Consider the following 1,918-nt stretch of genomic DNA (forward strand, 5'->3'; position numbering starts at 1 on the left):
GCGATCGCGAGGCCCACGCCGACCCACAGCCGGGGCAAGGCGTCGCGCCGCCCGAGCTTGGTGAGGTAGGCGACCAGAATGCCCACGACGAGGGCAGCTTCCAGCCCCTCACGCAGCCCGATGATGAACGGGGCGAAGAAGGAGGCAAGCACGGGCGAAGACCGACTTTCGGAGTTTCGGGTGGGGACCGCGGAATCGCGGGAGGTAAGGACAGCCTCACCTGACTCACCTAGATTACGCAATGTTGGCCCCTCCTCGCACCCCGCCGTCCGGCGGGTCAGCTGTCCGGACTCCGGAAAGCGGTAACCGTCGGCAACATTCGCCGAGGTCGGCGTGGGCCGACCTAGCCTCGAACCATGTCCGAGCTGAACCTCCCGATCCTCGACCTCTCGCTCCTCGACCAGGGGCCGGAGGCCGCCGCCCGCTTCCGCGACGACCTGCGCACCGCGACGCGCGACGTGGGCTTCTTCTACCTCACGGGCACCGGGATCAGCCCTGAACTCGAAGCGCGGCTCCTGCAGGCCGCGAAGGACTTCTTCGCCCTGCCGGAGGAGGAGAAGCTCGCGATCGAGAACGTCACGAGCCCCCACTTCCGCGGATACACGCGGGTCGGCGGCGAACTGACGCAGGGCCGCGTCGACTGGCGCGAGCAGATCGACATCGGCCCCGAACGCGAGGCGATCAACGACCCCGACGGCCCCGGCTACAACCGGCTCGTCGGCCCCAACCTCTGGCCCGCCGCGCAGCCCGAACTCCGCGACGTCGTGACCGAGTGGCACGACCGACTGACCGAGATCGCGCGGACGCTCCTCCGCGCGTGGGCGCTCTCCCTCGGCGCCGAGGAGGAGTACTTCGACCGCCACTTCGGCGACCCGCAGACGCTGATCAAGATCGTGCGCTACCCCGGCAAGGACGACCCGACTCCCCAGCAGGGCGTCGGCGCGCACAAGGACTCCGGCGTCCTCACACTGCTGTGGGTGGAGCCCGGCAAGGGCGGGCTCCAGGTCCTCCGCGACGGCGAGTGGGTCGACGCTCCCCCGGTACCCGGCGCGTTCGTCGTCAACATCGGTGAGCTGCTCGAGTACGCGACGCAGGGGTACCTGACGGCGACGAACCACCGCGTCGTCTCGCCGCGGTTCCCCGACGAGCGCATCTCGGTGCCGTTCTTCTTCAACCCCGCGCTCGACGCGATCCTGCCGATCATCGATCTGCCCGCGGAACTGGCCGCAGAGGCGCGCGGCGTCGAGGACGACCCCACGAACCCGATCCACGCCACCTACGGCGAGAACGCCCTCAAGTCGCGCTTGCGCGCCCACCCCGACGTCGCCGAGCGCTGGCATCCGGACCTGGTCGCCGCCCGCGCGGCATCCTGACCGCCACCGGGCACCAGGCAGAAACGCTCGGGCTCGGCAGAAACGCTCCGGTCGAGCGTTTCCGTCGAGCCCGAGCGTTTATGGATGCCGAGTGCCCCCACCGCGGCACGCACCGACGTGCGCGGGAATGACGAAGGCCGCCCCACACCGTGGGGCGGCCTTCCAAGAATGTTTTGCGCGATTGAACGCTGGTGCGATTAGCGAACCCAGCCGAGACCCTCGATGAGCGAGCGGTAACGGTTGATGTCGACCTCCTGCAGGTAACCCAGCAGGCGACGGCGCTGACCGACGAGCAGGAACAGGCCACGGCGCGAGTGGTGGTCGTGCTTGTGTGCCTTGAGGTGCTCGGTGAGGTCCTTGATGCGCTGCGTCAGCATCGCGACCTGCACCTCGGGGGATCCGGTGTCACCGGGGTGCGTCGCGTACTCTTCGATGATCGCCTTCTTGACGTCTGCTTCCAGTGCCATAGGTGATCCCCTTCCTCTTCGTTGCGCGGCGCCCGACGCCTGATGCGTGGGCTCTCTTTATCCGCGGCCGATCGAACG

General features: G+C 68.6%; 3 protein-coding genes. 1 reads left to right on the forward strand and 2 read right to left on the reverse strand.

Annotation, left to right across the window (positions count from 1 at the left end; translation table 11 throughout):
* On the reverse strand, window positions 1–152 hold a 152-nt coding region (locus I5G_RS25105; RefSeq protein WP_187288793.1), incomplete at its 3' end, for an FTR1 family protein.
* Window positions 153–356: 204 nt separating this feature from the next.
* Here I5G_RS25105 and I5G_RS02890 point away from each other — a divergent pair.
* Entirely contained in the window at window positions 357–1,373 is a 1,017-nt protein-coding gene (locus I5G_RS02890) for an isopenicillin N synthase family oxygenase (protein ID WP_022877708.1), read from the forward strand.
* 197 nt (window positions 1,374–1,570) lie between these two features.
* Here I5G_RS02890 and rpsO read toward each other — a convergent pair whose 3' ends face one another.
* Window positions 1,571–1,840: a 30S ribosomal protein S15 gene (gene rpsO, locus I5G_RS02895; RefSeq protein ID WP_022877709.1), complete on the reverse strand. Its 270-nt coding sequence runs from the start codon at window positions 1,838–1,840 to the stop codon at window positions 1,571–1,573.
* Between the last annotated feature and the right edge of the window lie 78 nt (window positions 1,841–1,918).

The sequence above is a fragment of the Microbacterium sp. B19 genome (assembly GCF_000333395.1).
Lineage (GTDB): Bacteria > Actinomycetota > Actinomycetes > Actinomycetales > Microbacteriaceae > Microbacterium.